At 74.0% G+C, this 23944-nt stretch carries 20 protein-coding genes; 10 read left to right on the top strand and 10 right to left on the bottom strand.

What is annotated here, in order from left to right; genetic code table 11:
* Positions 1-59: 59 nt before the first annotated feature.
* Positions 60-1373 (bottom strand): extracellular catalytic domain type 1 short-chain-length polyhydroxyalkanoate depolymerase, encoded by a 1314-nt coding sequence (locus Dsi01nite_RS47455; RefSeq protein WP_203853073.1) that lies wholly within the window; start codon positions 1371-1373, stop codon positions 60-62.
* A gap of 10 nt (positions 1374-1383) precedes the next feature.
* Positions 1384-2736: a glycoside hydrolase family 10 protein gene (locus Dsi01nite_RS47450; protein WP_203853072.1), complete on the bottom strand. Its 1353-nt coding sequence runs from the start codon at positions 2734-2736 to the stop codon at positions 1384-1386.
* Positions 2737-2976: 240 nt separating this feature from the next.
* Here Dsi01nite_RS47450 and Dsi01nite_RS47445 point away from each other — a divergent pair, with 240 nt between their 5' ends.
* On the top strand, positions 2977-4653 hold the full coding sequence (locus Dsi01nite_RS47445; protein ID WP_203853071.1) for a condensation domain-containing protein: 1677 nt from the start codon (positions 2977-2979) through the stop codon (positions 4651-4653).
* 30 nt (positions 4654-4683) lie between these two features.
* Here Dsi01nite_RS47445 and Dsi01nite_RS47440 read toward each other — a convergent pair whose 3' ends face one another.
* Positions 4684-5532 (bottom strand): metallophosphoesterase, encoded by an 849-nt coding sequence (locus Dsi01nite_RS47440; protein WP_203853070.1) that lies wholly within the window; start codon positions 5530-5532, stop codon positions 4684-4686.
* Between the two features lie 42 nt (positions 5533-5574).
* Between Dsi01nite_RS47440 and Dsi01nite_RS47435 the strand changes: the two genes are divergently transcribed.
* Entirely contained in the window at positions 5575-6570 is a 996-nt protein-coding gene (locus Dsi01nite_RS47435; RefSeq protein WP_203853069.1) for an aldo/keto reductase, read from the top strand.
* Between the two features lie 38 nt (positions 6571-6608).
* Here Dsi01nite_RS47435 and Dsi01nite_RS47430 read toward each other — a convergent pair whose 3' ends face one another.
* Both Dsi01nite_RS47430 and Dsi01nite_RS47425 read right to left on the bottom strand, forming a co-directional pair.
* Positions 6609-7688 carry a CPBP family intramembrane glutamic endopeptidase gene (locus Dsi01nite_RS47430; protein WP_203853068.1) on the bottom strand — a complete coding sequence of 360 codons (1080 nt, stop codon included), beginning with the start codon at positions 7686-7688 and terminating at the stop codon, positions 6609-6611.
* 134 nt (positions 7689-7822) lie between these two features.
* Positions 7823-8392: a TetR/AcrR family transcriptional regulator gene (locus Dsi01nite_RS47425; RefSeq protein ID WP_203853067.1), complete on the bottom strand. Its 570-nt coding sequence runs from the start codon at positions 8390-8392 to the stop codon at positions 7823-7825.
* A gap of 131 nt (positions 8393-8523) precedes the next feature.
* Between Dsi01nite_RS47425 and Dsi01nite_RS47420 the strand changes: the two genes are divergently transcribed.
* The 4 genes from Dsi01nite_RS47420 (at position 8524) to Dsi01nite_RS59035 (ending at position 11804) form a co-directional block, all read left to right on the top strand.
* Positions 8524-10125, top strand: coding sequence for a CocE/NonD family hydrolase (locus tag Dsi01nite_RS47420; RefSeq protein WP_203853066.1), 1602 nt, complete (start codon positions 8524-8526; stop codon positions 10123-10125).
* Positions 10126-10210: 85 nt separating this feature from the next.
* Positions 10211-10633: a hypothetical protein gene (locus Dsi01nite_RS47415; RefSeq protein ID WP_203853065.1), complete on the top strand. Its 423-nt coding sequence runs from the start codon at positions 10211-10213 to the stop codon at positions 10631-10633.
* Between the two features lie 63 nt (positions 10634-10696).
* A complete protein-coding gene (locus Dsi01nite_RS47410) occupies positions 10697-11566 on the top strand; it encodes an alpha/beta fold hydrolase (RefSeq protein WP_203853064.1) in 870 nt (289 codons plus the stop codon).
* Positions 11508-11804, top strand: coding sequence for a nuclear transport factor 2 family protein (locus tag Dsi01nite_RS59035; protein ID WP_203853063.1), 297 nt, complete (start codon positions 11508-11510; stop codon positions 11802-11804). The genes Dsi01nite_RS47410 and Dsi01nite_RS59035 overlap by 59 nt, the downstream gene beginning before the upstream one ends.
* Here the strand turns inward: Dsi01nite_RS59035 and Dsi01nite_RS47400 are convergent, their stop codons facing one another.
* Entirely contained in the window at positions 11805-12854 is a 1050-nt protein-coding gene (locus Dsi01nite_RS47400) for an aldo/keto reductase (RefSeq protein ID WP_203853062.1), read from the bottom strand.
* Between the two features lie 69 nt (positions 12855-12923).
* Between Dsi01nite_RS47400 and Dsi01nite_RS47395 the strand changes: the two genes are divergently transcribed.
* Positions 12924-15488, top strand: a complete 2565-nt coding sequence (locus tag Dsi01nite_RS47395; RefSeq protein ID WP_203853061.1) for a DUF4132 domain-containing protein — start codon at positions 12924-12926, stop codon at positions 15486-15488.
* 6 nt (positions 15489-15494) lie between these two features.
* Here the strand turns inward: Dsi01nite_RS47395 and Dsi01nite_RS47390 are convergent, their stop codons facing one another.
* On the bottom strand, positions 15495-16172 hold the full coding sequence (locus tag Dsi01nite_RS47390; RefSeq protein ID WP_203853060.1) for a TetR/AcrR family transcriptional regulator C-terminal domain-containing protein: 678 nt from the start codon (positions 16170-16172) through the stop codon (positions 15495-15497).
* 82 nt (positions 16173-16254) lie between these two features.
* On the opposite strand from Dsi01nite_RS47390, the gene Dsi01nite_RS47385 reads away from it, so the two are divergent.
* Positions 16255-16950 carry a DUF4386 domain-containing protein gene (locus Dsi01nite_RS47385; RefSeq protein WP_203853059.1) on the top strand — a complete coding sequence of 232 codons (696 nt, stop codon included), beginning with the start codon at positions 16255-16257 and terminating at the stop codon, positions 16948-16950.
* An 18-nt stretch (positions 16951-16968) separates the two neighbouring features.
* Positions 16969-17328 carry a hypothetical protein gene (locus Dsi01nite_RS47380; protein ID WP_203853058.1) on the top strand — a complete coding sequence of 120 codons (360 nt, stop codon included), beginning with the start codon at positions 16969-16971 and terminating at the stop codon, positions 17326-17328.
* Here Dsi01nite_RS47380 and Dsi01nite_RS47375 read toward each other — a convergent pair.
* Positions 17289-18389, bottom strand: a complete 1101-nt coding sequence (locus Dsi01nite_RS47375) for an alkane 1-monooxygenase (protein ID WP_203853057.1) — start codon at positions 18387-18389, stop codon at positions 17289-17291. The two genes, Dsi01nite_RS47380 and Dsi01nite_RS47375, sit on opposite strands and share 40 nt — an antisense overlap.
* A 76-nt stretch (positions 18390-18465) precedes the next feature.
* Here Dsi01nite_RS47375 and Dsi01nite_RS47370 point away from each other — a divergent pair, with 76 nt between their 5' ends.
* Positions 18466-19047, top strand: coding sequence for a TetR/AcrR family transcriptional regulator (locus Dsi01nite_RS47370; RefSeq protein ID WP_239136804.1), 582 nt, complete (start codon positions 18466-18468; stop codon positions 19045-19047).
* Here Dsi01nite_RS47370 and cydD read toward each other — a convergent pair.
* Together cydD and cydB are read right to left on the bottom strand one after the other, a co-directional pair.
* The gene (cydD, locus tag Dsi01nite_RS47365; protein ID WP_203853056.1) at positions 19037-22924 is read right to left on the bottom strand and encodes a thiol reductant ABC exporter subunit CydD; all 3888 of its coding nucleotides are present in this window, start codon (positions 22922-22924) and stop codon (positions 19037-19039) included. The two genes, Dsi01nite_RS47370 and cydD, sit on opposite strands and share 11 nt — an antisense overlap.
* Positions 22921-23937 carry a cytochrome d ubiquinol oxidase subunit II gene (gene cydB / locus Dsi01nite_RS47360; RefSeq protein ID WP_203853055.1) on the bottom strand — a complete coding sequence of 339 codons (1017 nt, stop codon included), beginning with the start codon at positions 23935-23937 and terminating at the stop codon, positions 22921-22923. The genes cydD and cydB overlap by 4 nt, the downstream gene beginning before the upstream one ends.
* Positions 23938-23944 lie beyond the last annotated feature (7 nt).

Below are 23944 nucleotides of genomic sequence, written 5' to 3'. Positions count from 1 at the left end.
GGCTTCGGCAAGCGCGAAGGGCGGGACCCCGGTTTCGGGTCCCGCCCTTCATCGTGCTGTCAGACGGCCGTGCAGGCGCTGCCGTTCAGGGTGAACGCGGCCGGCCCACCGGTGTTGCCGGAGTGGTTCGCCTGGAACCCGAACGACGTCGACCCGCCCGGCGGGATCGTCGCGTTGTAGCTCAGGTTCCGCGCCGTGACCGCGCCCGAGGTGGGCGTGACGGTGGCGTTCCACGCGGAGGTGACGGTCTGCCCCGACGGCAGCGTGAACCCGAGGGTCCAGCCGTTGACGGGGGTGGTGCCCGCGTTGGTGACCGTGACGGACGCGGTGAGCCCGGTGTTCCAGGGGTTCACCGTGTACGACACGCGGCACCCACCGGCCGGCGCCGGCGGCTGGCTCGACGGCGGCGTCGACGGCGAAGCCGGCGGCGAGCTGGGCGGAGTGCTCGTCGGGGTCGTACCCCCGGACAGGCCGAAGAACGCGATCACCATCGCGGCCTGCCCGGCCAGGGGCAGGTTGTGCCCGACGCCGGCCAGGCTGATCCCCTCGACGGGGGCCATGGTGCCCGCGTTGCCGTAGCGGGTGCGGGTCCAGCCGGACTGCGGCTGATCGGTGAGCACCGGGGTCTGGCTGACCCCGAGCACGTTCGTCCACTGCTCGATCTCCTCGCCGAAGTTCGGGTAGGCGAGGGTCGTGTCGTTGGTGCCGTGGAAGACCTGCATCCGCGGGCGGGCCCCGGTGTAGCCCGGGTAGGCGGCCCGGACCAGGTCACCCCACTGCTGCGGCGTCTTGTTCAGCTGGCCGCTGGAGCAGGTGCTGTTCCAGGACGAGCCGTCGGTGGTGGCGAAGCAGCCGAACGGGACGCCCATGAACGCCGCGCCGGCCTTGAAGACGTCCGGGTAGTCGCCGAGCAGGACGTTGGTCATCATGCCGCCGGACGAGGCGCCGGTGACGTAGATCCGGCCCGGGTCGGCGTTGTTGTGCTGCTGGACGTAGGTGACCATCGACATGATGCCGACCGGGTCGCTGCCACCGCCGCGCCGCAGGGCCGCCGGCGACGAGACGTCGAAGCAGTTGCCGCTGCGGGTGGCGGACGGGTACACCACGATGAACCCGTAGCGGTCGGCGAGCGACGCGAACTCGGTGCCGGAGTAGAACGCCGGGCCGGAACCGGTGCAGTAGTGCACGGCCACGACGACCGCCGGGCGGGCGGCCACCGTGTTGGGCACGTACAGGTGCATGCGCAGGTTGGTCGGGTTGGTGCCGAAGTTGGTGACCTCGGTCAGGGTGGCGGCGGCCGCCGGCGACGCGATCAGGGCGATGCCGGCGACGGCCAGGACCGCGGCGGCCAGGGCGGCTTTGATCAGACGCATCCGGCCCTCCTCAGCTCGCGGCGCAGGTCGGGCTCAGCGTGCCGGCGGTGCCGGTGGCCTGGAAGCCGAACTCGGTGTACTGCCCGGCGGCGATCCGGCCGTTGTAGGAGACGTTGCTCCACGTGTTGCCCGACCGGGTCGTGCTCCACGAGTTGGTGACGGTGGCCCCGGACGGCAGCGGTAGCGTGACCGCCCAGGCGTTGGTGCCGCTGGCGCCGGCGGTGACCCGGACGGTGGCGACGAACCCGCCCTGCCACTGGTTCACCGACACCGTCGCGGTGCAGCCACCCGACGGGATCGGCGGCTGCGAGCTCGGCGGCGCCGAGCTGCTGCTGCTCACCGGCGGGTTGCTCGTCGGGCTTCCGCCGCCCAGCGCCGCCAGGGTGCTGGTGTACGCGGCCTTCTTGTTGCCGTTGCCGTCGAACAGCAGCGGCGTGCCCGACGCCCGCCACGAGTCGCTGTCCCGGATGCCCCACACGGTGATGCCGGTGCAGCGGGTCACGTTCAGGCAGGCCTGGGTGACCTTGCGGAAGTTCTCCGCCTGGGTGCTGCCGGAGCCCTCGATGTCCAGTTCGGTGATCTGCACGTCGACGCCGAGGTTCGCGAAGCGCTGCAGATTCGCCTGGTAGTCACTCGGGACGGGGCTGGCGGAGTTGAAGTGCGACTGGAACCCCACGCAGTCGATCGGTACGCCGCGGGACTTGAAGTCCTGGACCATCGCGTAGACGGCGTTGGACTTCGCGTTCTGCCCGTCGGTGTTGTAGTCGTTGTAGCAGAGCTTCGCGCCCGGGTCGGCGGCCCGCGCGGTGCGGAACGCGACCTCGATCCAGTCGTTGCCGGTGCGCTGCAGGTTCGAGTCGCGGCGCCCGCCGCCACCACCGTCGGCGAACGCCTCGTTGACGACGTCCCACGCGTAGATCTTGCCCTGGTAGTGGGTGGCGACCTGCGTGACGTGGTTGACCATGGCGTTGCGCAGGGCGGTCCCGGACAGGTTCTGCACCCAGCCCGGCTGCTGCGAGTGCCACGCGAGGGCGTGCCCGCGCATCCGCTGGTTCTTCGACTGCGCGCGGGACACGATCTGGTCGGCGGATCCGTAGGAGAACGAGCCCTGCGACGGCTCGGTCGCGTCCCACTTCATCTCGTTCTCGGGCGTGACCATGGTGAACTCGCGGTCCAGGATGCCCGTGTAGACGGAGTCGCTGAGCTTGTACGCCGCGACCGCCGTGCCGAAGTATCGACCCTGCTCCGCGGCGGCCGCGCCGAGCGTGGACGCGGCGGCGTCCGCGGTCGACGCGATGCCCAGTGCCACGGCGACGGCGAGAGCACCGGCCCCGGCGGCGGCCAGCTTGCGTTTCTTGTCCATTGCGACAGACCCTTCGTTTCGAAACATTGTTCGGCGGGGACCCGATCAGCATCACGGAGTGGCCGTCTGACATCGCCTTTTCCGTTCCGGGCTTCCCTCCCTGGCCAGGGTTGCCCTGCTGACAGGGGCACGCCGCAGCATTTTCGAAAAACGAATACTGAAACTTTCATTGATCGGCGCCATAGTTTGTTGATTCGATGACGGTGCGCGACATTCGGCCGGAGTGGAAAGGACCTGAAAATGGTGCGATTACGGTTCGAGGGACACCGGTCCGGGGCCGGGCCGCTCACCGCCGGCCAGGGCAACATCGCGAAGTGGTTGCTCGACGTCCCGCACGCGCCCGCCGCGGTCCTCGACCACGCGTTCGCCGTCCCGCCCGGCACGACGGTCCGGGACGTCGCCGACTGCTTCGAGGTGCTGCTGTGCCGGCACGAGGGGTTGCGCAGCACGTACGAGCTCGGCGACCCCGGCGTCCAGCGGGTCCTCGCGTCCGGCACGCTGCCGCTGCGGGTCCACCCGGGACTCGACGCCGCACGGCTCGTCGCGCTGTGCCGGGCCGAGCCGTTCGATCCCGCCGCGGCGCCGCCGGTCCGGTTCGCGGTCGCCGTCAACGACGGCCGTGTGAGCGCCGCCGTTGTGGTCTGCTCGCACATCGTGGCCGACTTCCAGGCCCTGGCGGTGCTCGACGCCGAGTTCACCGAACTGATCCGCGACCCCACCGCCCGGGTGCCCGGCGAACCCCGGCCGCAGCCCCTCGACCGGGCCGCGCTGGAGGCCCGGCCGGCCCGGCGCCGGCGGATGGAGACGGCGCTGCGGCACTGGGAGCGCGCGCTGCGGGAGGCGCCCGCGCACCCGTACGCCGGGCCGCGCACCGGACCCGGCGGCGGCTCCGGCGCCTGCGGCATCTCCTCGACGGCCGCGGCAATGGCGCTGGAGCACGTCGCGGCCCGCACCGGCACGAGCCGCCCGGCGATCGTCCTGGCCGCGTTCTGTGCGCTGCTTTCCCGCCGTACCGGCGACGCCACCTGCAGTTTCGTCACGCTGTCGGCGAACCGGTTCGAGTCTGACCTGCTCCGCTACGTGGGCACCCTGGCCCAGTCCACGTTCCTGACCGTCGAGGTCGGCGACTCGGGCTTCGACGCCCTGGTGCGCCGCTGCTTTGGCGCGGTCCTGCAGGCGGGCCTGCACGGCGCCTACGACGTGTACCGCCAGCATGAGCACTCGACCCGCATCACCGCCGACCGTGGGGTGGCGCCGTCGTTCGAGCCGGTGTTCAACAGCGTCGTCATGGACACCCGCGCCCCGGACCCGCGGCCGCTGCGGGAGATCGAGCGGGCCGCGGCGACGGAGACCCAGTGGGTGGACCTGCCGGCGACCGACGTCCTGCTCCGCTTCGACCTCGGCAGCGTCGACGGCGCGCTGGTGGCCCGCCTGTGGAGCGGCGACACCGGCCGGGTCGGACCGGCCGAGGTCACGGCGCTGCTCCTGGCCCTGGAGCGGCTGCTCGTCGCCGCGGCGGCCGGCGACCTCGACCACGCCGGCATCGTCGCGGCGCTCGCCCTGCCACCGATCGAGCGGCCGGCGGGCTGGCTGCGCGTCGACCGCTGCTGGGTCGACCTCGCCGAGGTCCAGCGGCTTGTCGACGACGCCCTCGCGCCGGATGCCTGCCGGGTCTTCGCGTCCGTGGACGGCGCACCGCTGGTCGCGTTCGTCGCCGGCGGCCCGGGCACGGCCGAGGAGGCACACCGCCGGTGCCTGGCCGCGCTGCCGGGCCGGCACGCCGCGATGACCCCCGGGCGCTATGTCCTCTGTGGACAATCGCCGGTGGACCCGTCCTCGCTCGCGGACTGGCGGGCCGTGCCGGTCCTGTCCGAAGGCACCGGCCGGGCCGCCTTACTGGCACTGAGCCCGACCTGACCTGTTGTGGCGCTGCTGGCGCCTTTGCGGTCAGCCGTGCCGGTGCACGGGTGGCGCGTCCGGGTGGAGCCGGCGCAGGCCGGTGCGGGCGAGAGCGGTCGCGCTGCCGGCGGGGACCGCGAGGTCCCATTCGAGGTACACCTTGTCGCCGTCGTGACAGCCGTAGCTGGTGGAGACGCACAGCAGCGGCTCGTGCTCGACGAGGTGGCCCTCGCGGATCACGTCGTGGCCGAAGACCGCGACCCGGGCGGCGGGGTGCAGGGCACGCAGAAACGCGGTCGCCCGGTCCGCGCTCGTGGTCCGGGCCCACAGCAGCGCGCCGACCACGCTCCGCGACGCCATCTCGTGCAGCGCGACGTCCTCGTGACCGGCCAGCGGCGCCGCGTCGAGGTCGGCCGCCGCGCCGATGACCGCGTGCGGGGCGGCGTGCGTGAACACGATGCCCGCCGCCGGCGCGACGGCGGCGAGGGGCCAGCCGGCGAGCCAGTCCCTGACCTCGGCGAACCGTCCGGGCCCGTACGTGTCCTCGAGGTGGCGGGCCTCGTCGGGGTGGAACTTGGCCAGGCGGGGACCGCCGAGGTGCGCGTGCTCGTGGTTGCCGAGCAGGTAGTGGACCCGGCCCGGGAACCGCTGCCGCAGCCGCCGCGCCTCGTCGAGCAGTTCGACCGACGCGTCGGTGTAGTACGAGCCCAGGTGGTCCGGCCACTCGTGGGGTGCCAGCGCCGGCCCGTGCACCAGGTCGCCGCACAGCAGCAGGTGGCTCCCGGTGCCCAGCTCCACGAAGCGGCGCACGATCGCGTGGAAGTCGGCCAGGTTGCCATGCAGGTCGGTGCCCACCAGCAGCGTCCCGCGGTCCGGCAGGACGACGACGCGTGACATCCCGCCAGCGTAGCCGGGCCGCGCATCCGGCATGCTCGTGATGTGCGCGCAGACGACGTGGTCCCGCTGGGGCGGACCGGGCTGACGGTGAGCCGGCTGGGGCTGGGGCTGGCGTCGCTCGGCGGGCTGTTCACGCCGGTGAGCGACGAGGACGCGGCGGCGACCGTCGAGCGGGCCTGGAACCTCGGCGTCCGCCTGTTCGACACGGCGCCGGTGTACGGCTACGGCCGGTCCGAGGTCCGCACGGGACTCGCGCTGCGGACCCGTCCCCGCGACGGGTACGTCCTGTGCACCAAGGTCGGCCGCCTCATCGAACCCGGCGGCACCGACACCCAGGACATCTGGGCGGACCCGCCATCCGGGGTCGGGCCACGGCTCGACTACACCCGCCGGGCGGTGCGGCGTTCCCTCGAGGACAGCCTGGCGCGCCTCGGGCTGGACCGCGTCGACGTGCTGCACATCCACGACCCGGACCTGGACTACCCGGTGGCGCTCGCCGAGGCGTATCAGGCCCTGGCCGACCTGCGGGCCGCGGGCGTGATCGGGGCCGTATCGCTCGGGGTCAACCACGCCGACGTGGCGGCCCGGTTCCTGCGGGAGGCGCCCGCCCCCGGCCCCGACTGCGTGCTGCTCGCCGGGCGGTACACGCTGCTGGATCAGACCGGTCTCGCCGAGCTCCTGCCGTTGTGCGCGCGGCGGGGGGTGGCGGTGTTCGCGGCGGGCGTGTTCCAGGCGGGGCTGCTCGCCGAGCCGCGGTCCGGCGCCGCGTACGGCTATCCGGACGTGCCGGCGGCGCTGCTGGAGCGGGTGCGGGCGGTCCGCGCCGTCTGCGCCGAGCACCGCGTGCCGCCCCTGGCCGCGGCGATCCAGTTCGCGTTCGGTCATCCGGCGGTTGCCGCGGTCCTCGTCGGCGCCCGCACCCCGGACGAGGTCACCGCCAGCGCCGAGCTGCTCGCGCATCCGGTGCCGGCCGGGTTGTGGCGGTCGCTGAGGACGGCCGGCCTGCTGCCGGCGGAGGCGCCGGTCCCGGCGGAGTAGCGCCTCCGAGCATCCGGCCGGCGGTTCCGGCCCGCGGTTCAGGCGGGCTGCGGCACCGTCTCGGTGTTCGGCCCGTCCGGCGCGGCCGGGCCGGACGGAGTGGTCGGGCCGGACGGAGTGGTCGGGCCGGCTGGAGTGGCCGGGCCGGTCGGCCCGGGCGGGCCGGTCGGCGCGGGCGGAGTGGACGAGTCGGACGGCGCGGGCGGCAGCGGTGGGGCGAGGTTCACGACGTTGCGGCGGCGGGCCAGCCAGGCGATCGCCAGGGCGTACACCACCAGCATCGGCGCGTCGACGGCGAAGAGCTGCCACGGCGCGTCGACGGCGGTCTCCGTGTTCGCGAGGTCGCCGAAGGCCGCCGAGATGACCATCCCGACCAGGTTGTTGACCGCGTGCAGGGCGATGCCGGCCTCCAGGCCACCGGTGCGCACCGCCAGCCATCCCGTGACCGCGCCGAAGCAGATCACCTCCGCCAGCCCCCACGAGGTGCCGAGCCCGTGCATCGCGGCGAAGATGAGCGCCTGGATCCCGATCGGCAGCCACGGCGCACGCACGAACGCCCCGACGGCCTGCAGGAACCAGCCGCGGCACAGGTACTCCTCCGCGGCCGCCTGCAACGGAACCAGCAGGCACAGCATCAGCACCGCGACCGTGAACTCACCGGCGCCGACCCAGTCGCCGGCCTCCTCCTCGGCGCCACCGGGGTCCGTCACGACGAACAGCACGGTCGTCGCGGCCACCATCACCAGCACGACCGGCACCGACACCAGCAGGCACGCGCCGAGCCAGCGCAGGCGCAGCCGGCCCTGGACCGACGAGACGGTGCCCACGGTCCGGACCTTCCCCCACCAGACGGCGAACAGCACGCACGGGATGATCGCCGCCAGCACCAGCAGGTCCAGCGCGGTGTTGCCGATCGCCCCGAAGGGGAACACGCCGTCCTCGCCGACCGACCGGCCGCCGGCGCCGGCCACGACCGACGCGACGCTGTAGATGGCCATCATCATCCCGAACCCGGCCGCCAGCACGACCAGCGTGCCCGTGATCGGGCGCCACCAGCGGTGCGCGGGGGTGCGGGCAAGCCGATGGAACGGGATGCCGGGCGGGTCCACAATGGTCACGCCGCTCATTCTGCGGCAGGACCCGGCCTCTCCGCCGCCCCGGTGCGTACGAATCGAAGCGCCGAACAGCCGACCCGTTGCGGTCGTCGGTGAGGGTGATCCGCGCCGGCGGAACGGGATGTCGATCGCGGCGGTCATTCCGCGCCAGGAACCGGCGCCCCGATGCAGACCCCCTCCAGCATGAGGTCGATGGAGCGGGTCGCGGCGGAGGCGTCGGCGGACTCCACGACACCCTCGATCATCGTGCACAGCAGGGCCAGGTCGGCCGGGGCGAGGTCGGCGCGGACGTAACCGGCCTGCTGGGCCCGCCGCAACGGCGCGGTGAGCGTGGTGATCATGCGCTGCTGGTACCGGTCGCGCGTCTGGCGGTCCAGCCGGCGCACGTGCAGGACGAGCGGCCGCATCGCGATCTGGGTCCGCAGCAGTTCGGCGAGCAGGTCCCGGAACGCCGCCGGCCGGTCGGCGTTGGCGGCCACGTATGCCTCGAGCCGCGCCAGCTCGTGCGCGACCACGGCCGCGGTCAGCGCCTGCCGGTCCGGGAAGTGGCGGTAGATGGTCGCCTGCCCGACCCCGGCCCGCCGGGCGATCTCCGGCATCAGCACCGCGGTGTGCCGGCCCAGCATCAGTTCGGTGGCCGCCTCGACGATGGCCGAGCGGTTGCGCTGCGCGTCCCGGCGACGCGGCGTCTGGGCTCCGTACAGCACGACCACCTCCCTGAAACGCACTCATGTTACCGGCAAGTAACGATAATGTCATGAACTTCAAATTCTCGGTACGCACTCCTACGCTCCCGCCACCGAGGCACCCGCCCTGATGAACCCCCGGAGGAGTGCGCATGGCGAAGCGCCGAACACCCCTGTCCGCCGTCCTGCTGGCCGTGCTCGCCGCGGCCATCCTGACCGCCGCGAGCCCCAGCCCGGCAACCGCCGCCACGGAACGCACCGAAGCAGCAGCAGCCACCACCGGCTTCCGGTTCGTCGACATCACCGGCTCCGGCGGTGTCGTGCTCAAGGCCAACGTGATCGCCCCGTCCGCCGCCGGCCGCTACCCGGCGATCGTCTTCCCCGCCAGCTGGGGCCTCAACGACCTCGAGTACATCGCCCAGGCCAAGACCCTCGCCGGCCGCGGCTATGTGGTCGTGTCCTACACCCCGCGCGGCTGGTGGTCCTCCGGCGGCGAGATCGACACCGCCGGGCCGAAGGACATGGCCGACCTGTCGAAGGTCATCGACTGGACGATCGCGAACACCACCGCCGACCCGTCCCGCATCGGCGCGGCCGGCATCTCCTACGGCGCCGGCATCAGCCTGCTCGGCTCGGCGTTCGACCCGCGCATCCGGGCGGTCGTCATGATGAGCGGCTGGACGGACCTGGTGTATTCGCTGTACGGCGACCAGACCCGCCACCAGCAGTCGGCCGGGCTGCTGCAGCTCGCCGCCGCCCTGCTCGGCAACGCCGGGCCGGACCTGACCGGCAAGCTCGACGACTTCAACGCCAACCGCAACGTCGCGCAGATCATGGCGTGGGCCGGCGTCCGCTCCGCGGCGACCTACCTCGACGCGATCAACGCGAACCGCCCGGCGGTGCTCATCGCCAACTCGTGGGGCGACTCGATCTTCCCGCCCAACCAGCTGGTCGACTTCTACGGCCGGCTGGCCGGCCCGAAGCGCCTGGAGCTGCGGCCCGGTGACCACGCCATCGCCGAGCTCACCGGTGTCATCGGCCTGCCCAACGACGTGTGGAGCAGCGCCTACCGCTGGTTCGACCAGTACCTCGCGGGGGTCGAGACCGGGATCGGCGCGGAACCCCCGGTGCTCGTCAATCCGCACAACGCCGGCCAGGAGAGTTACCCGGCGTGGTCCTCGCTCAACGGGAGCGTCCGCCGGTACGGGCTGGGCCAGATCCGTTGGTATGACGGGACCGGGCTGCTCGGCGGCGCACCCTCCACGGGCTGGAGCAAGACGCTGCCGAGTGACCTGAACACGACCGCCGACGGCGGGGTGGTGCTGCTCACCAACGGCGCCGCCGCGCTCACCGGGATCCTGCCGCAGATCTGGCTGCCGACCGTGGACCGGCTCCGGGCCGGGGTCTGGGCCTCGGACCGCCCGTCGAGCGTCCAGCGCATCCGGGGCATCCCCAAGGTGCATCTGAACCTCACGGGCACCGCCGCCCAGGGCACCGTCGTGGCGTACCTCTACGACCTCGACAGCCTCGGCAACGCCAAGCTCATCACGCACGCCCCCGTCAGCTGGCTCGGCACCGCGGGCGGCAGCCGCAGCGTCGACGTGGCGTTGCAGGCGACCGCGTACGACGTGCCGGCCGGGCACTCGCTCACCCTCGTCGTGGACACGGTCGACCCGCTGTACTACGACGCGAACACCTTCGGCGGCTCGGTCACCGTCGCCGGCGGGTCCTACGTGGACGTGCCGCTGCGGTGATCCGAACCGCACGGTGATCCACACCGCACGGCAGATGTCGGCGGCCCGACGCACCAACGGGCCGCCGGCACCTACCGTGGCGGGCATGACGCGCAAGCTCGCCGTGACCGCCTGCCTCACCCTCGCGCTCGCCCTCACCGCCTGCATGGCCGAGCCGTTCGAGCACGGCGACGGCAAGCGCATCAAGGTGGCCGTCGAAGGGCTCTTCGGCGAGCTGGAGCGCGCCGACTACACCGCCGCCGCGGCGCACTGGTGCACCGCCGCCCGGCCCGCGAAGCCGCTGACCGCGGACCAGCTCAAGACGGACTTCGAGAGCCTGCAACGGCCGTGGAGGATCAAGCTCGTCTCGTCGCAGCACACCCCGGGCAGCACCGGCGTCGCCAACCTGACCCTCACCGACGGCGGCGGCGCCGAGCACCCGTACAACGTCGACTTCACCATGGCCGGCGGCACCACCGAGATCTGCACCGTGGACACCGGCACCATCTCGATCGACGTGGACATCTGACGGCCCTGAGCCGTCCCCTCAACCTGCACCGCCGCACGGGTGCGACGTCGTAGGCTCGGCTGCATGACGCAGACGCACACCCTCGCGCTGCCCGGTGTCGACCTGGTCTACGACGTGCGCGGCCCGCTCCCGCCGGCCGACGGGCAGCCGCCGCTGCTCATGATCGGCCAGCCGATGGCGGCGGACGGCTTCGCGACGCTCGCCGGGCTCTTCCCGGACCGCACGGTCGTCACCTACGACCCGCGCGGGCTCGGCCGCAGCGTCCGCACCGACGGCGGCACCGACAACACGCCGCAGCAGCAGGCCGCCGACCTGCACGCGCTGATCAAGGCGCTCGGCACCGGCCCGGTCGACGTGTTCGGCAGCAGCGGCGGCGCGGTCACCGCCCTGGAACTGGTCGCGACCCACCCGGCCGACGTCGCCACGCTGGTGGCGCACGAGCCGCCGATCAGCTCGGCGCTCCCCGACGCCGAGGGTGCCGACCGCGCCCGGGCGTTCTTCAACGACGCCTACGAGTCGAAGGGCTGGGGCGCGGGGATGGCCGCGTTCATCGCGATGACGTCCTGGCAGGGCGAGTTCACCGACGAGTTCTTCGCCCAGCCCGCGCCGGACCCGGCGATGTTCGGCATGCCCACCGGCGACGACGGCACCCGCGACGACCCGCTGCTGTCGAAGCGCTCCTGGGCGGTCACCGACTACCGCCCCGACCCGGCCGCACTCGCCGCGGCACCGACCCGGATCGTGATCGCGGTCGGCGAGGAGTCGGCGGGCACCTACACCGCGCGCACCGCCGTCGCCACCGCCGCGCTGCTCGGCCAGGACGCGAGGGTGTTCCCGAGCCACCACGGCGGCTTCCTCGGCGGCGAGCACGGCTATGCCGGCAAGCCCGAGGAGTTCGCCGCCAGGCTGCGCCAGGTCCTCACGAGCGCCTGACGTCGCTCGCCGGACTCCGCGACAGCTCCACCAGCCGCGCCGCGGACGTCGCGTGGCATGCCGCTGTTCGCGGACTCCCCCGAACGCCCGGTTCACCGCCGAGGAGGTGTTCGAGGCCGGTGACCGGGTCGTGGTGCTGTGGCACTACCGGTACACCGGCGGGCACGTGCGCGGCGTGGACCTCTGCACCGTCCGGGACAACCTGGTCGCCGAGCAACGCGCCTACGTCAAGGGTTAGTCAGAGATGCGGGCCGAGCAGGGTCAGGTCGGCGGGTGAGAGCCGGTCCCGGGCGGTCTTCGCCTGGTGCCAGTACGGATACAGCAGGTTGACGGCGCTGACGTCGTCCAGCCGGCGCCGCTCCTCGTCGCCGAGGACCAGGTCCGCGGCGGCGAGGTTGTCGGCCAGCTGCTCGCTCGTGCGGGCGCCGATGACCACCGACGTCACGGCGGGGCGGCCGAGGATGTAGGCGAGCGCGACCCGCGCGGCCGACACCCCGTGGCCCGCGCCGATCTCGACGAGCACCTCGACGGTGTCGTAGAGCTTCTCCTCGTCGTACACCGGCGGCTCGTCCCAATCGAAGAGGTGCCGGGAGCCGGCGGGCGGTTGGTGCCCGCGCCGGTACTTGCCCGACAGCAGCCCACCGGCCAGGGGGCTCCACACGAGGACGCCGAGGTGCTGGTCGACGGCGGCGGGGATCAGCTCGTACTCCGCGTCGCGCGCCTGCAGCGAGTAGTAGATCTGCTGGCTGACGGGGCGCGGCAGGCCGTGCAGGATCGCCGTGCCGACCGCCTTCATCAGCTGCCACCCGGCGTAGTTGGACAGCCCGACATAGCGGACCTTGCCCGAGCGCACCAGCAGGTCGAGCGCCTCGAACGTCTCCTGCAGCGGGGTGACGCCGTCCCACTCGTGCAGCTGGTACAGGTCGATGTGGTCGGTGCCGAGCCGGCGCAGGCTCGCCTCGCACCCGGCGATCACGTGCTGCCGGGACAGCCCGGCGTCGTTCGGGCCGGGCCCCATCGGCATCCGGACCTTCGTCGCGACCAGCACGTCGTCGCGGCGGCCCTGCAGGACCTCGCCGACGATGCGCTCCGACTCGCCGTCGGAGTAGACGTCGGCGGTGTCGATGAGGTTCACCCCGGCGTCGAGGCACTGGTCGACCTGCCGGCGCGCCCCGGGCACGTCGGTGGCGCCGACGGCCGCGAAGCCACCCTTGCCGCCGAACGTCATCGTGCCCATGGTGAGGACGGAGACCATCAGGCCGGACCGGCCGAGCGCGCGATATTCCACCCCGACACGATACCCAGCCGGGCACTAGGGTGTCGGGATCTGAGGGTCGGTTCGAGGAGGAGTCCGCCGGTGCGCAACGAGGATCTGCTGGTGCTCCCGTCGTCGTGGCTGCCGGGACTGTATCCGCGCCGGGGTGGCGTCGCCGTCCCGGCGCCGTTCCCGACGAAGGACGCGGTGAAGAAGCTCGAGCGCCTCGTCGCCGCGAAGGCCGGCAACCTCACCGGGTCCCTCGCCCACCCCGAGACCGACCCGGACCTGAGAGCGGCGGCGCAAGGGGTGGCGTCGCCGCTGGGCGCGGCGGTGGTCGCCGCGAAGGTCCTGCGCCACGTCGCCGGCACCCGCGTCGACACGACGGTGATCGCCGACGCCTGGATCGCCGCCCACGGGCTGGTGTTCGCCGCCGTCGCCGCGGCCGAACTGGTCGGGCTGCGGGTCGGTGAGCCGGGCGCCCGCTGGCTGCGCCCGAACGAGCCGATCGTCCGCCGCCTGCCGGCTGAGGACACCAACCTGGAGTGGTTGCCGATCCTCGGCCGGGTCCGGGCCCACCTCGTCGCGGCGAACGACGAGGATCACGCCGCCGTGCGCGACGTTTTGGCCACGGTACGCACAGCGCATGGCCTGCCCGCACGGGCCGTGACGTCGTTCCTGATGCCGGAGTGCAAGGACTGGGTCGACGAGGACATCGCGACCTGCACCGCGCGCACGGCGGGCCACTCGGTCGGGCTCGTCATGTTCGCGCTCGGCGACGCGGAGCAGCTGTCCCGGTTCACGGTGTCCCCGTGGCGGACCCAGCTCCTGGCGTCCGACGGCGCCCTGGCAACGGTCATGGACGGCGTGGGCACCGCGCTCGCCCCGGTTCTCGGCGAGCTGCTGGGGTCGCTGCTGCCGTACCACACCGAGGAACGCGAGCGGATCGCCACCGCGCTGGCGGCCCTGCCGGACGACGACGCGTTCCGGACGCTGATCGCGCACGCCGAGCAGCCGCAGGTGCGGCTCGCCCTGCTCGACGCGGGGCAGCGCTTTCCCGTCCGGGCGATCCGCCTGCTGGACGACGAGCTGTTCGAGGCGTACGCGACCGGCTATCCCGAGGCGCTCGAACTGGCCCGGCCGCACCTGGGCACCGACTGGGCCCCCGCCCGGGTGCCGGAGTGCGACCCCGGGGAGATCCCGGCGCCGCTGCTGGTCCACAGCCCGCTGCCGGAGCTGCCCGGCTGGGCCGACGCCGCGATCCTGCCGCGGGTGCGGCTGTCGACCGGCCGGGCCCTGCCGATCGACACGACCCGGCGGCTCGTCGTGCTGCTGCTCGGGTCCCGGGCCGGAAAGCCGCCGGCCGGCCTCGACGAGGTCGTCGCGGCCTGCGACCGGGCGTCCCTGGCCGCGTTCGGCTGGGCGTTGTTCCAGCGCTGGCAGTCGATCGGGATGCCGACGTCCGGCACCTGGGCGATGCTCGGGCTGGCCTGGATCGGCGACGACGACGTGGTCCGGCGGCTGACCCCGCTGATCAAGGTGTGGCCGGGCTCGGGTGGCCACCACCGCTCGGTCGCCGGGCTGTCGGTGCTGACCGGGCTGGGCACCGACGTGGCGCTCATCCACCTCAACGACGTCGCGGAGAAGGTGAAGTTCGCCGGGCTCGCCTCCTCCGCGCGGAGCATGCTGCACGCGGTCGCCGGGCGGCTCGGCCTGACCGGCGAGCAGCTCGCCGACCGGCTCGTGCCGGATCTCGGCCTGCGGGCCGACGGCGGTCTGGTGCTCGACTACGGCCCGCGCCGGTTCGTCGTCGGCTTCGACGACCAGCTGAGGCCCACGGTCGCCGACGAGGACGGCAAGCGGCTCAAGTCGCTGCCGAAGCCAGGCGCCCGCGACGACGCCACCCTCGGCCCGGCCGCGTACCAGCGGTTCAGCGCGCTCAAGAAGGACGTGCGGACCCTGGCCGGTGACCAGATCCGCCGGTTCGAGCGGGCGATGGTGACCGGGCGGCGCTGGACGGCACCCGAGTTCGCCACCTTCATCGTCGGTCATCCCCTGGTCAGCCATCTGGCCCGGCGGCTCGTCTGGTCGTTCGGGGCGGCGGCCGACGGCTCCACAGTGGACGGATCGTTCCGGGTGGCGGAGGACGGCTCGTACGCAGGCGTCGACGACGACACGCTCCCGCTGCCCGGCGGCGCGCTGGTGGGGGTCGCCCACCCGCTGCGGCTCGCCGCCGCGACGCGGTGGGCCGACGTCTTCGCCGACTACGAGCTGCTGCAGCCCTTCCCCCAACTGGGCCGCGAGACCTACGCGCTCACCCCGCAGGAGGCGAAGGCGACGCAGCTCGACACGTTCGACGGCCGGGTCGTGCCGTCCGGGCGGGTGCTCGGGCTCGAACGGTCCGGCTGGAGCCGCGCCACACCGCAGGACAACGGGCACCAGCCGTGGATCGAACGGCCGCTGCCGGACGGGCTGCGGGCCTACGTCCGGCTGAAGCCGGGCTTCACGATCGGCCGCCCCGGTGACGACCCGGAGCAGACCCTGAGCGCCCTGGTCGTGTCGCGCGGCCGGATCGGGTACCGGCGCAACGCCGCGGACGAGGTCCAGCTGGGCGCCGTCGACGAGGTGGCGCTGTCCGAGCTGCTGCGCGACCTGCACCAGCTGTGACGCCGGTCAGGCGCGGAGCCGGTCGAGGCCGTCCAGGAGCAGGTCGAGGGTGAACTCGAACTCGACCTGGCTGTCGCACCAGCCGAGGGTCGGGTCGGTCTCGGCGTGCAGCTCGGCGGCGACCATGGCGGTCAGGTGCGGCATCGCCTCGGCCATCGCGGCCAGGCTCTCCTCGGTGTCCTCGACGTCCATGCTGCCGCCGGCCGTGGCCGGGCTGAACACCTCCTGGGCGAAGCCGAGCGGCATGCTGCCGAACGCGTGCAGCGCCCGGTGCGCGAGGCGGTAGGTGAACCCGCCGCCGATCAGGGTGCCGAGGATCTGCTCGTAGTACAGGAACACGCCCGCCGGCACGCTCCGGCGGGTGCCGAGCAGCCCGGGTGCCCACGGGTGGCGCAGCATCACGTCGCGGGCGGTGAGGAACTGCCGGCGCAGAACCGCCTTCCAGTCCTCGCCGACCGGCGGGCCGACCGCCGCGACGACCTCGTCGACCACGGTCTCGGCGACGCCGTCGAGCAGCGTCTCCTTGTCGGGCAGGTGGTAGTAGAGCGACATCGCCTCGACGCCGAGGTCGACGGCGAGCCGGCGCATCGTCAGCGCCGCCAGGCCGTGCCCGTCGACCAGCGCGACCGCCGCGGCCAGGACCCGCTCGCGACTGAGCGGTGGTCGTGACGCCTTCGGTGCCAACCGTGCCCTCCTTCGCCCCTTGCCCTCACCTTACAACGTATGGTTACCTTACGAGGTAAGGTTGGCCCTACCAAGGAGCGTCATGCATCCGCTGGTCCGCACCGCCCGGGTCACCGGGCTGCTCTACCTGGGCCTCGCCATCACCGGCGGCCTCGGCTTCCTGCTCGTCAGGTCCCGGCTCTTCGTCGACGGCGACCCCGCCGCGACCCTCGCCAACCTCGTGGAACACGAGTCCCTCGCCCGCGCCGGCATCGCCCTCGAACTGCTCACCGTCCTCACCCAGGCCCTCGCCGCCGTGTGGTTCTACCGGCTCTTCCGCACCACCGACCAGGTCGCGGCCGGCGGCATCGCCGCGTTCGGGCTCGTCAACGCGGTCGTGATCCTCGGCAGCGCCGCGCTGCTGGGCACCGCGCTCGACCTGGCCACCCACCCGTTCGGCGACGCGGCGGCCGGCACCCAGCTGCTGTACGAGATCAGCGGCGCCCTGTGGAGCGTCGGCGGGATCTTCTTCGGCCTGTGGCTGCTGCCGATGGGCTGGTGCGTGCTCAGCTCGGGCTGGATGCCCCGCGCCCTCGGCTGGGTCCTCATCGCCGGCGGCGCCGGCTACGTGCTCGGCACGTTCGTCACGTACCTCGCCCCCGGCGCGGCCGGGGTCGCCGACGTCCTGGTGCTCCCGGCAACCGTCGGCGAGGTGTGGATGGTCGGCTACCTGCTCGTGCGCGGCGTCCGCCGGACCGCCTTGGACCCCGTGGCCGAACCGGTCGCCGCCGCCGCGTGACGGTGTTCAATGGCGGGCATGGAATGGATCCTGCCGTTCGTCGTGCTCCTGCCGTTCGTCCTGGTGGTGCTGGTCGCCGGCAGCGGCCGGCGCGCCGCCGCCGACCATCAGGCCCGCCGGCTCGCGGTGCTCGAGCGCAAGCTGGACCTCATCATGGACCACCTCGGCATCCGCGAGCCGGAGCCGGACGCGCCCGCCGTCGTCATACAGGAGCTGCTCGCCGGCCGCAAGATCCAGGCCATCAAAGGTGTACCGGGCGGCGACGGGCGCGAGCCTGCAGGAGGCCAAGGACGCCGTCGAGGCCCTGCAACGGCAGCACGGCCTGCGCTGACGGGTGCTCACGGCCCGCGGTTGGCCAGCCGGGCGTCGCCGCCGTAGTGCGCGAGCACGCGCGGGTCCATCACCCGGTGCCACAGCGGCGGGATGAGCGCCAGGACCAGCATCGTGGCGTACCCCGCCGGCAGTTGCGGTGAAACGTCGAAGGTGCGCAGCACCTGATACCGGCGCAACGGGTTGGCGTGGTGGTCGCTGTGGCGCTGCAGTTGGAACAGGAAGACGTTGGTGACGAGGCGGTCGCTGTTCCAGCTGTGCCGCGGGTCGACCTTCTCCGGGCGGCCGGTCCCGGTCGGCTGCCGCAGCAGCCCGTAGTGCTCCAGGTAGTTGACCGCCTCGAGGACCGAGAAGCCGACGACGGCCTGCAGCACCAGGAACGGCAGCACGCTCCAGCCAAGTGCCGCGGTCAGCGCGGCGAACAGCACCACGGTCATCGCCCACGCGGTCAGCACGTCGTTGCGCCACGTCCACGGGCTGCGGCCACGGATGCGGAACCTGGCGGACTCCAGGCGCCACGCCGAGCGCGCGCTGCCGACGACCGTGCGCGGCCAGAACCGCCAGAACGACTCGCCGAGCCGGGCGCTGGCCGGGTCCTGCGGGGTCGCGACCCGCACGTGGTGACCGCGGTTGTGCTCGACGTAGAAGTGGCCGTAGCCGGTCGGGGCGAGCGCGATCCGCGACAGCCGGCGCTCGACCCGCTCCCGCTTGTGGCCGAGCTCGTGCGCGGTGTTGATGGCGACGCCGTTGACGATCCCGGCCGTGAGCACCAGCCCGGCGCCCGCGACCGGTCCTACGCCATCCGCCCAGGCCCGGCAGGTCATGACCAGCGCGGCGTACTGCGCGGGCAGGTACAGGTAGGTGATCCAGCGGTAGTACGGCGAGCGCTGCAGTGCCGGGACCGCCTCCTCCGGCGGATTCTGCCGGTCGTCGCCGATGAGCAGGTCGACGAGCGGGATCAGGCCGAAGACGACCAGCGGGGTGAGCCACCAGCCCCACGCGCCGGCTCCGCTCAGTGCGAGTCCGGCGAACGGCAGGGCGGGCACGACGAGCGCGAGGGGCCAGAGCGGGAGCCGGCGGTCCCGCCAGGCATCGACAGCGATGTCCATGCCGCCATGCTTTACATCTCCGACTTTCGTGTCAAGAGACTGGACGCTTTTGGGTTCGGTGTCTACATTGGTGCCGGTGACGTACCGCGAGACCAACCGGGAGCGGCTGCGCGACGCGCTCGTGGCCGCCGCGCGGGACCTGACCATCGGCAACGGCTGGGACGGCGTGCGGATGGCCGACGTCGCCCGCGCCGCCGGGGTGAGCCGCCAGACGGTCTACAACGAGTTCGGCGACAAGTCCGGGCTCGCGGAGGCCCTCGCCGCCCGCGAGATCGACGCGTTCGTCGCCGACGTGCGCGGCGCGCTGCACCGGCACGGCCCCGACATCCGGGCCGCCGGCCGCGCCGCGATCGGGCACACGCTGCTCGAAGCGGCCGGCAACCCGCTGATCAAGGCGATCCTGACCAGTGCCAGGGGCAGCGCCGACGAGCTGCTGCCGTTCCTGACGACCCGCTCGGAGCTGCTCCTCGCGGCGGCGACCGCGGTCATCGGCGACTGGGCGGGCACCCACCTGCCGGACCACGACCCGCGGGTCGTGGCGGTGGCCGCGGAGTCGATCGTGCGGCTCGTGGTGAGCCACATCGTCCAGCCGTCGCAGGCGCCCGACCGCACCGCCGACGACCTCACCGACGTCCTGGTCCGCCTGCTCACACCGTGACCGCCGGGGCCACGGTCAGGGCCGCCGCCGGGACCGCGGTTTGGGCCGCCGCCGGGGCCACGGTCAGGGCCACGGTCGGGGCCGCCGCCGGGGCCACGGTCGGGGCCGCGGTTGGGGGCGCCGCCGGGACCAGGCGGCCGTCGATGAGGTCGTAGACGGCGTCGACGTGCTCCAGGCCGTCCCGGCGGTGGGTGAGCAGCAGCACCGAGCGCCCCGTCGCCGCGGTGAGGAGGTCGGTCATCAGCACGGCCGCCTCCTGCTCCTCCAGGCCCTCGGTGGGCTCGTCGAGCACCAGCAGCGCCGGGTCGGCCAGCAACGCCCGGGCCATCGCGAGGCGCCGCCGCTGACCACCGGAGATCGTGGTGCCGCCCTCGCCGAGCCAGGTGTCGAGGCCTTCCGGCAGCCGCTCCAGCCACGGCCCGAGCTGGGCTCCGGCGAGCGCGGCGCGCAGCTCGTCGTCGGTCGCCGCCGGCCGGGCCAGGCGCAGGTTCTCCCGGACCGTGGTCGCGAAGACGTGGTCCGCGGCGTCGCCGACCAGACCGACCATGCGGCGCAGCACCGGGTCGGGCAGGTCGCGCAGATCGGTGCCGCCGAGCCGGACCCCGCCGCCGCGCGGGTCGAGCATCCGCACCAGCACGGCCGCGAGCGTCGACTTGCCGCTGCCGGACGCCCCGAGCACCGCGACCCGCCGCCCCGGCGGGAGCTCGAGGTCCAGCCCACGCAACACCGGCGACCGATCCGGGTCCCAGCCCGCGGTGAGCCCGCCGACGGTCACCACCACGTCCTTGTCCATTGTGGATGCCGCAGCGGCACCGTCCACCGCAGCCGCAGTGATTGCGGGGCCGGCCGGACACGACTGAGCGGCGACACCATCCAGGCACGCAGGAGCACCGGCCACGGCGGAATCCGCGACAGCACCATCCACCGCAGCCACCGTGATTGCGGGGCCGGCCGGACACGACTGGACAGCGACACCATCAAGGCACGCACGAGCACCGGCCACGGCGGAATCCGCGGGGGCACCGTCCACCACGGCCGCCGCCACGACCGGGCCGGCCGGACACGGCTGGGCGGCGAGGCCGGCGAGGCGGGCGCGGGCACCGGCCGCGGCGCGACGGGCGACGGCCGCGCCGGGCAGCGTCAGCACCGGCTCGGCGAGGGCGACGGCGCCCAGGAGCAGGATCGCGGCGGTTTCGGCCGGGTGTCCCCCGGCGGCCGCGGCGACCGCGACGCCGACCACCGCGACGCCACACCCGAGCTGCGCCAGCGCCGACGCCGCGCCTTCCGTGCCCGCCGTGGCGGACTCCAGTCGCGACAGGGCTCGGCTGCGCCGGTCGGGGACGGCGAGCGCGGCGGCTGTGTCGCGGGTCGCCAGGTCCTCCACCCCCTCGACGGTCTCCACGACGGCGTCGCGTAGTTCCGCACGGGCCCGGCCGGTGGCCGCGTCGACCCGGGCCGCGTGCCGGGCGGCCAGCCACGGCGCCAGCCCGCCCGCGACGGTGACACCGGCGGCGAGCGCACCCGCGGCCGCGGGGTTCACGACCGCCGCGACGGCGATGGCGACCGTGATCGCGGCCCAGGCGGCGTACGCGGGCAGGCGCCCCCGCAGCAGCCCGTCGACCCGCCCGTCGACGTCGTCGACCACCCGGGTGAGCAGGTCACCGCGGCGGTGCAGGGCCGGGCCGGGGACCCTGGGCACCAGGTCGGCGTACACCTCCGCCCGCCACGTGCCGAGCCGGGCGAACGCCACCTCGTGCGAGACCAGGCGCTCCAGGTAGCGCAGCAGTGGCCGGGCGACGGCGCTGCCCCGCACGAGGACGACGGCCGTGGACAGCGTGAGGACCGGCGGCAGGTCGGCGGCGCGCACGAGCAGCCAGGTCGCCGCCCCGGTGAGGGTGATGCCGGCGAGCCAGGACGCCGCGCCGAGCCCGACCGCCGTCCCCGGCCGCCGCCACCACCGCCACCGCCCGCCGCCGGGCCGCGGCGAGGCCTCGGCCGCGACCGGCCGCCCGACCTCGGCGTCGAGCCCCGGCGCGGTCCCGGACGCACTCGCGGACACGCTCCCGGGCACGGTCCCGGGCGCACTCGCGGACACAGTCCCAGGCGCACTCGTGCGCACAACCGCAGCGTCGAGCCCCGCCGCGACCGCGGCCGGCAGCCCGATCGCAGGCGAAGGCTCGATCGCGGACGCAGGCTCGATCGCGGACGCAGGCCCGTTCGCGGACGCAGGCCCGATCGCGGACGCGGGTGTTGGGTGCGGGTGGGTGGGTGGTGTGATCCGCACGGTCCGGTCGGCGGCGGCGAGGACCGCCGGCCGGTGGGCGACGACGAGCACGGCGCAGCCACGGGCGGCCAGGGCCCGCAGTTCGGCGATGACGAGGCGTTCGGCGGTGGCGTCGAGGTGCGCGGTCGGCTCGTCGAGCAGGACGACGGCGGGGCCGGCGGCGGCCTCACGCAGCACCCGGGCGAGCGCGAGCCGCTGCCGCTGGCCCGAGGAGAGGCCCTGGCCGCGCTCGCCGAGCGGGGTACCGAGGCCGTCGGGCAGGGCCAGGATCTCCGCGTCGAGCCCGACGGTCCGCAGGGCGTCGAGGACCACAGGATGGTCGGGGTGGTCCTCCCCGTCCAGGGCGACCGCCTCCGCGACCGTCCGCGCGTGCGGCAGGCTCGGGTCCTGTGGCAGGTACAGCGGCCTGCCGCCGACCTCGACGGTGCCGGCCAGCACCGGCTGCAGCCCCGCCAGAACCCGCAGCGTGGTGGTCTTCCCGGCGCCCGACGGCCCGCGCAGCGCCACCAGCTCTCCACTGTGGACGAGGAGACCGGGCAGGTGCAGCGCGTCGACGGCGGTGCCCGGGTGCCGCACGCGCACGCCGGCCGCGGCCACCGCAGGGGCATCGACAGAGAGCGCCACCGCAGGGGCATCGAAGGAAGGGTTCAGGATCTCGTCGACGTCGGCGATGACGGCGCCCGCGTCGGCGCTGGCGTGGAAGCGGGCGGCGACCTCGCGCAGCGGCCGGTACGCCTCCGGCGCGAGGAGGATGACCAGCAGCGCGGGGCCGAGGTCGAGCCGGCCGGCGGCGACCCGGAGCCCGGCCTCGACCGCGACGAGGCCGACCGACAGCGTCCCGACCAGGTCCAGTGCGGTCGAGGAGAGGAACGCGATCCGCAGCACCCGCACCGTCGCGGCGCGGTGCCCGTCGGTCATCCGCCGGACCTCGGCGACCTGGCGGCCGGCCCGGCCGAACAGGCGCAGCGTGGCGATGCCGCGCACGGCGTCGAGGAAGTGCCCGGCGAGGCGGGCGCCGGCCTGCCAGCGGTCCTGGGCGCGGCGTTGGGTGGCCCAGCCGATGAGCGCGCCGAGCAGCGGCACGAGCGGCAGGGTGACCAGGACGATCGCCGCGGACGCGGGGTCGGCGAACAGCATCGTGACCACGACGAGGGGCGGCAGGACCACGCCGAGGACCAGTGCGGGCAGGTAGCCGCTGAACCAGGGCCGCAACGTGTCGAGGCCGCCGCTGAGCACGGCGACGAGCCGGCCGGTGCCGTACCCGGCGACCCAGGCCGGTCCCCGGCGCAGCGCGGCGTGCAGCACCGAGCGGCGCAGCTCGTCGGTGACCCGGGCCGCGGTGCGGTGCCCGACGACCTGTTCCGCCCAGGTCAGCGCGGCCCGGGCGGCGTACACCCCGGCAAGCGCGACCAGAGAGCCTGATCCGACCTGCGGAAGAGCGACGACGATGCCGGTGAGCACCACGGCGAGGACGACCGTCGCGGCGGCCTGCGCGGCGCCGATGACCGCGAGGGCGGCGATCCCGGCCCGGCTGGTCCGGGCGTGCCGCAGCAGCCGCGGGTCGACCGGCCCGGAGCCGGGACGCCGGGTCATGAGGCGATCCGTTCGCTGGCGACCCGCTGCCGGAACACGCGGTACGACCACGCCTGGTACACCAGCACCCCCGGAAGCACGACGACGTCCGCGGCGCTGATCAGCCGCAGCGCGGAGCCGGTGGCGGCCGCTTCGTCCATCGTCAGCGACCACGCCCCGGACAGCGTGCTCGGCAGGACGACGTCACCGTTGGCGGTGAGGACGGCGACGACGGCCGCGGCCACGGTGAGCGCGGTGAGCCCGAACGCGGCCGCCTCCCACCGCGTCCCCGACCGCCGGGACAGGCTGGCGAGCCCACCCAGCAGCAGCGCGACGGCGAGCGCCACCGCGGCGACAGCAGAAGAGCCAGCGAGCGCCGAGGCGGCCGCCACGACCAGGGCGACCACGCCGCCGCCGGTGGCGAGGCGGCGGGCCAGCAGCGCGGCCCGGCGGCGCACCGGGCCGGTGGTCCGCAGTGCCAGGAAGGTCGCGCCGAGCAGCACCGCGGCGGTCAGTGCCAGGAGGGCGCCGAGCGCGGCGGCCGGGGTGAGGACCGGCGCGAGGGTGCGACCGAGGCCGCCGCCGACGACCTCGCCACCGGCGTCGAGGGCGAGGCCGCGGACGAAGACGGTCAGCACGGCGCCCCACAGCAGCACCACCCCGGCGGAGCAGGCCGCGAGGGCGAGATCGCAGCGGCGGCGCCAGCGCGGGTCGTCGTGCTTGCCCCGGAACTCCAGGGCCACGCCGCGACCGGCGAGCAGCAGCAGGATCGCCACCATCGGCAGGTACAGGCCGGACAGCAGGGCCGCGTACCACGACGGGAAGGCGGCGAAGGTGACGCCGATCGCGGCGACCAGCCACACCTCGTTGCCGTCCCAGAACGGGCCGATGGTGCGCACGGCGGCGGCGCGTTCGTGCTCGTCGCGGCCGAGCAGCGGGGCGAGCAGCCCGACCCCGAAGTCGAAGCCCTCGAGCACGAAGAACAGGACCCAGCAGAGCACGACCAGGGCGTACCAGATGATGACGAGATTCATCGAAGTC

It is taken from the genome of Dactylosporangium siamense (assembly GCF_016862795.1).
GTDB lineage: Bacteria > Actinomycetota > Actinomycetes > Mycobacteriales > Micromonosporaceae > Dactylosporangium > Dactylosporangium siamense.
This window is presented reverse-complemented; position numbering and strand designations above follow the sequence as displayed.